At 44.2% G+C, this 5,973-nt stretch carries 5 protein-coding genes; 1 reads left to right on the top strand and 4 read right to left on the bottom strand.

Annotation, left to right across the window (positions count from 1 at the left end; translation table 11 throughout):
• Window positions 1-321 precede the first annotated feature (321 nt).
• Window positions 322-1,557 carry a beta-ketoacyl-ACP synthase II gene (gene fabF / locus CSV77_RS16505; RefSeq protein ID WP_099674243.1) on the bottom strand — a complete coding sequence of 412 codons (1,236 nt, stop codon included), beginning with the start codon at window positions 1,555-1,557 and terminating at the stop codon, window positions 322-324.
• 44 nt (window positions 1,558-1,601) lie between these two features.
• Complete coding sequence (locus CSV77_RS16500) at window positions 1,602-2,534, bottom strand: beta-ketoacyl-ACP synthase III (protein ID WP_099631037.1); 933 nt, start codon at window positions 2,532-2,534, stop codon at window positions 1,602-1,604.
• A gap of 178 nt (window positions 2,535-2,712) precedes the next feature.
• Between CSV77_RS16500 and CSV77_RS16495 the strand changes: the two genes are divergently transcribed.
• Window positions 2,713-2,895 carry a YjzD family protein gene (locus CSV77_RS16495; protein ID WP_099631038.1) on the top strand — a complete coding sequence of 61 codons (183 nt, stop codon included), beginning with the start codon at window positions 2,713-2,715 and terminating at the stop codon, window positions 2,893-2,895.
• Between the two features lie 57 nt (window positions 2,896-2,952).
• Here CSV77_RS16495 and CSV77_RS16490 read toward each other — a convergent pair whose 3' ends face one another.
• Together CSV77_RS16490 and rraA are read right to left on the bottom strand one after the other, a co-directional pair.
• Window positions 2,953-5,091: an ATP-dependent Clp protease ATP-binding subunit gene (locus CSV77_RS16490; protein ID WP_369802787.1), complete on the bottom strand. Its 2,139-nt coding sequence runs from the start codon at window positions 5,089-5,091 to the stop codon at window positions 2,953-2,955.
• Window positions 5,092-5,246: 155 nt separating this feature from the next.
• Window positions 5,247-5,726 carry a ribonuclease E activity regulator RraA gene (gene rraA / locus CSV77_RS16485; protein WP_099674241.1) on the bottom strand — a complete coding sequence of 160 codons (480 nt, stop codon included), beginning with the start codon at window positions 5,724-5,726 and terminating at the stop codon, window positions 5,247-5,249.
• Between the last annotated feature and the right edge of the window lie 247 nt (window positions 5,727-5,973).

Raw genomic sequence — 5,973 nt, 5'->3', positions numbered from 1 at the left:
CACTTTAGAATTCATGTAAGTCCTCCTTGGTTATTATTAGGGGTCAAGTAGTCGATGCCTTGACACCCCCGAATCATACCAAGGGGACTTTTCTATTTCAATAGGGCTCCACTAACCAAACAGGAATGCTCCGGGAGGATCAGCGTGAGTTCGAGACCCTGGACTGAACGTAGTGAAGGAAGCGGCTCAGGCCACGCCCTCCGGAACGCGTCCGCCTGGAACGTCGGTCAACGGCGCCCTACCCTTAGCCATGGCCCCTGACCTTGAACTTCTTCCATAATAAAAACGGAAAGGAGTCTAAACGACCCTTTCCGTCTACCTTTATATCTTCTTAAACACCAACGAAGCATTATGCCCGCCAAAGCCAAGCGAGTTACTCATAGCATACGTAATATCTGCCTTACGCGCTTCATTCACTACATAATCCAAATCACACTCTGGATCCGGCGTCTCATAGTTCATCGTAGGAGGTAAAATCCCTTCCTGCAACGCCTTCACAGTAAAGATCGCTTCAATACCACCAGCCGCGCCAAGCAAATGACCCGTCATGGATTTAGTCGAACTCATCGCCAACTTATACGCATGATCACCAAACACAGTCTTTGCTGCCATCGTCTCAAACAAATCATTATACGGCGTGCTCGTTCCATGCGCGTTAATATAATCGACTTGCGTAGGTTCAACGCCCGCTTTTGCCAATGCCTGTTGCATCGCACGCGCTCCGCCTTCTCCGCCTGGTGCTGGTGCTGTAATATGGTGCGCATCGCCAGTTGAACCGTAGCCAACGATTTCTGCATAGATCTTCGCTCCACGTGCTACCGCATGTTCATACTCTTCCAAAATCAAAATACCTGCACCTTCACCCATTACGAAGCCATCGCGGTTTTTATCAAACGGACGGGAAGCTTTGCTTGGATCATCATTTAAAGATAACGCTGTGCTTGCGATAAAACCTGCTACTGCAAGTGACGTAATGGGCGCTTCAGTTCCACCTGTGATCATAACGTCTGCATCTCCGCGAAGGATTACTTCAAATGCATCTCCGATAGAGTTTGTACCGGATGCACAAGCTGTTACGGAACAAGAGTTGATTCCTTTAGCACCCGTGAAAATCGATACCTGTCCTGCAGCCATATCCGGAATCATCATAGGAACGAAAAATGGACTGACGCGTCGGTACCCTTTTTCGAGGAATGTATTAAATTGTGTCTCATGTGATTCCATTCCACCGATTCCTGAACCAATCCAAACTCCTGTACGAAGCGCTAGGTCTCCTTCAAGTTCCAGGTTCGCGTCTTTCATTGCCATCATTGCTGAAGCAACTGCATAGTGCGTGAATCGATCCATTTTACGGGCATCTTTGCGGGAAACGTATTCCTCAATATTGAAACCTTTAACCTCTGCCATTACGCTGACCGGGAATTTCTCCTGATCCAGTCTTGTCATCGTGTCAATACCTGATTTCCCTTCTAACACGGATTTCCAAGATTCTTCAGCCGAGTTACCTACCGGAGAGATTCCACCGATACCCGTTACCACTACACGTCGTTTTTCCAATTTCAAACTTCCTTTCTATTGTCAACTTTTATTTGCCAGGCTATTTACTTACCCCATTTTATACATAAGCCGCCCCATGTCAAGCCGCCGCCGAATCCTACAAGCACAATCACATCATCATCTTTCACTCGACCTTCTGCTAAATCGTCTGTCAATGAAATCGGTATAGATGCAGCCGATGTATTTCCGTACTTATGAACCGTTTTCGACATTTTCTCAACCGGTAAGCCTAAACGCTCACGTGACGCTTCCATAATACGAATATTTGCTTGGTGAGGAATCAGGTAGTCCACTTCGTCCGTCGTTAAACCAGCTTTTTCAGCGACACTGACTGCTGTTTCTCCCATTTGACGTACCGCAAACTTGAATACTTCACGGCCATTCATCTCTAAATATTTGTCATGATGAAGATGTTTTCCACCTGAACCGTCTGCACCCAATTCAAATGAAAGGATCCCTCTTCCTTCACTAACTTTCCCAACAACTGTCGCTCCTGCGCCATCTCCAAACAAGACAGCGGTATTGCGGTCTTCCCAGTCAACGATTCCCGATAACTTTTCCACGCCTACTACTAAAACATAATCATACGTGCCAGATTCAACAAATTGCTTCGCTGTTACCACACCATACATGAACCCTGCGCACGCTGCAGAAACATCCATTGCTGCTGCGTTCTTTGCACCTAAACGTTCCTGGATCATCGATGAAACTGACGGGAAAATAGTATCCGGTGTAACCGTAGCTACCAAGATCAGACCGATTTGATCAGCACGAATATCTGCTGATTGTAATGCGTTTTTTGCTGCTTCAAATGCCATGTCTGATGTTTTAATATCATCTGATGCAATTCTACGCTCTTCGATTCCCGTACGCGTGCGAATCCATTCGTCTGAAGTATCTAAACTTTTTTCTAAATCTTCATTTGTTACAATAGTGGGCGGAACATATTTCCCCATTCCTAAAAGTCCAGCTCTCATTTCATCTACCCCGTTCCTTATCATCTAATATTAGTACCTGGTAGTAATTATAGAAGAAAAAATATGTTTTTTCAAGACGAGGACACTTTTTCGTCAAATATAATACATATATTGTTTTCAACGATTTAGTTTGCTATGGTATGATGTATTATGAAATAGACTAGTCGAGGTGAAAATCATGCACTATATTATGACATTTGTTTGGTCGTTCCTCTTGGTAGCTATGTTAAACTACGTTGCGGGCTCCATTGGTGGCAATGCATTTGACTTCATGGCGGGCGTTACCGTCTCAATCGTTTTGGCTGTACTTGTATTGATTATCACTGCAATCATTCCAAACGAATCTCCAGCAGACGTTTGATTTACGATCAAAAAGCGTAAGAACTGTTCACCAGTTCTTACGCTTTTTATTTTGATCTCATCGGACAACTTCTACAACTAATTCCCCTTCGTGCATGGACAGTTTGATTTGCTGTCCTTCTACAAGACCACCTCGTATTACTTCTTTCGCAACTTTCGTTTCCACATGTCGCTGAATGAATCGTTTCAACGGCCGCGCACCAAAGTCCGCATCTGCTCCTTCACGAACAATCCAGTCGAGTACTTCATCATCATAGACAAGCACTAGATCTTGTTCTTCCAGACGATCAACCAAATCACCGAGCATCTTGTTGGTAATTGCTTTAAATGAATCTGTAGTCAATGAATGGAAAATGATGATATCATCCATTCGGTTCAATAACTCAGGTTTGAAATGACCGCGAAGAGCTGCCATAATCAGATCTTCTTTGGCATGTTCAGTATCCTCTAAATCATTCTCAAGTAAATAAGCGGACCCGATATTCGATGTCATGATGACGACAGTATTTGTAAAGTTTACTAAACGCCCTTGACTATCTGTAATACGCCCATCATCTAGAATCTGCAGTAAAATATTTGCTACATCAGGATGCGCTTTTTCAATTTCATCCAACAACACTACAGCATATGGATTTCTTCTAACCGCTTCCGTTAACTGACCGCCTTCTTCATAGCCGATGTATCCTGGAGGTGCACCAACTAGACGTGACACACTGTGTTTCTCCATATACTCAGACATATCGATTCGCACGAAATGATCTTCCGAATCAAATAACGTAGCAGCCAGCGTCTTCGCAAGCTCTGTCTTCCCTACACCAGTCGGCCCTAGGAATAAGAACGACCCAATAGGCTTATTCGGATCTTGTATGCCAGCACGCGCACGCCAGACAGCTTCAGTGACGAGTTGTACTGCGTTGTCTTGTCCAATGACACGTTCTTTCAATGTTTCATGCAAGCGCAATAATTTCTCACGCTCGCCTTCAACGAGTTTCGTTACCGGAATGCCTGTCCAGCGTGCAACGATAGAAGCAATTTCTTCTTCCGTCACTTCTTCACGTAAAAGACGTATATCTTTTGTTCCCTCTAACGGACTTTCCAATTCTTTTAATTCTTTTTCCAACGTCGGGATTTTACCGTATTGTAATTCAGCGGCTTTGTTCAAATCAAAACTGCCTTGTGCTTCTTCAAGTTCACGACGATAGCGATCAAGTTCTTCACGTTTACTTTGAATAATTTTTAATGCCGCTTTTTCTTCATCCCACTGCTCTCGCATATCTTTTGAAGAATCTTTCAAGTCTTGCAGCTCTTCTCGTAAAGTCTGAAGGCGTGACTGACTCATCGTATCTATCTCTTTACGTAATGCTTGCTCTTCAATCTCGAGTTGCATAATTCTACGAGTCACCGCATCTAGTTCAGATGGCATCGAATCAATTTCTGTACGAATCATTGCGCTCGCTTCATCAATTAAATCAATCGCTTTGTCCGGCATGAAGCGCTCAGTTAAATACCGATCAGACAATGTCGCCGCCGCAACAATTGCACGGTCATGAATACGCACACCATGATGCAATTCAAAACGTTCTTTTAATCCACGTAAAATCGACACTGTATCTTCTATAGACGGTTCACGTACCATCACTTGCTGGAATCGTCTTTCAAGTGCCGGATCTTTCTCGATATACATCCGATACTCGTCAAGCGTAGTCGCACCAATACAGTACAATTCACCACGTGCAAGCATCGGCTTCAACATATTCCCCGCGTCCATCGCACCTTCTGTTTTTCCAGCACCTACTATAGTATGAATCTCATCAATGAACATGATGATTTCTCCATCACTTTCTTTCACTTGTTTCAAGACACTTTTCAGACGCTCTTCAAACTCTCCACGATACTTCGCACCCGCAATTAGCGCACTCATATCCAGCTCGAAAATCTGACGGTTTTTCAACCCTTCAGGCACATCTCCTTTTACAATACGCTGTGCCAATCCTTCAACAATCGCCGTTTTACCGACTCCCGGCTCACCGATTAAGACTGGATTATTTTTTGTCTTTCTCGATAATATACGGATTACATTTCGAATTTCTTCATCCCGGCCAATAACCGGATCCATTTTCCCGTTTTTCACTTCTTCCACAAGATTGCGACCGAATTGCTCTAGTGGTGAGCGCTGATCTTCTTGCATTCCATCCATACGCATATACATCCGCCTCTCATTTATTTGACTTTGACTATCTTTGATTAATTTAATTATAGTATATTTTTTGCGTAATGTAAAAGATTAACACTCGAATGAATGTACGTTTTTTAAATAAAAAAGGTCGCCCGCAATTAAGCGAGCGACGTGTATTAAACTAGTTGGCGAGGCGCAACGACTACCCCGTCTTCATCCGCGTAAACGTAGTGACCTGGTGTCCATTCAACGTTTCCGAAATGAAGGACTTCCTCTTTCTGCCCTTCGCCACGTTTGATACTTTTCACGGGCATGCTGCCAATCGCCATGACACCGATTTCCTGTGTACCAAGATCCGCTGTGTCGCGTGCACAGCCATAGATAATAACACCCGCAAGTTTACGATCTTGCGCGATTTCGCCGAGCATGTCCCCCATGAGTGCGCAGCGTTTTGACCCTCCGCCGTCTACAACCAATACATTGCCTTCTGGAATCGTTTGTAGTGCTTCCTTTACTAACACATTGTCTTCAAAGACTTTTACTGTTGAGATTGGCCCCGAGAATCTCTTGTGCTTTCCGTAGGATTTGAACTCTACTGTGCACACTTGCAGTTCGTCGATGAAGTCATCACACAGGTCTGCTGTTTTAACTGACATTTCCCATTCCCCCTATTACATTCTGTTTGACGCTACCCTATTCCTATTCGACAAAATCTTGCATTTCCTTTTTTATTTTAATGTTGTTATTTTGGATATGTGGATTGGCTAGGTGGGTTACTTAGTGTTTGTCATGGGATGGAAGCTCCAGCTAGCGGACGCTTTCCCATGGGCTCGCGGTGAGCCAACCAGTTCGCTGCGCTCTCTTTTGGTTGTCTCACCTGATCGAGCTGATCCATCGGGAGTC

This window comes from Sporosarcina sp. P16b (assembly GCF_002743065.1).
Taxonomy (GTDB): domain Bacteria; phylum Bacillota; class Bacilli; order Bacillales_A; family Planococcaceae; genus Sporosarcina.
The sequence above is the reverse complement of the archived record's forward strand: the minus strand, read 5'-3'. Positions and strand labels throughout refer to the sequence as shown.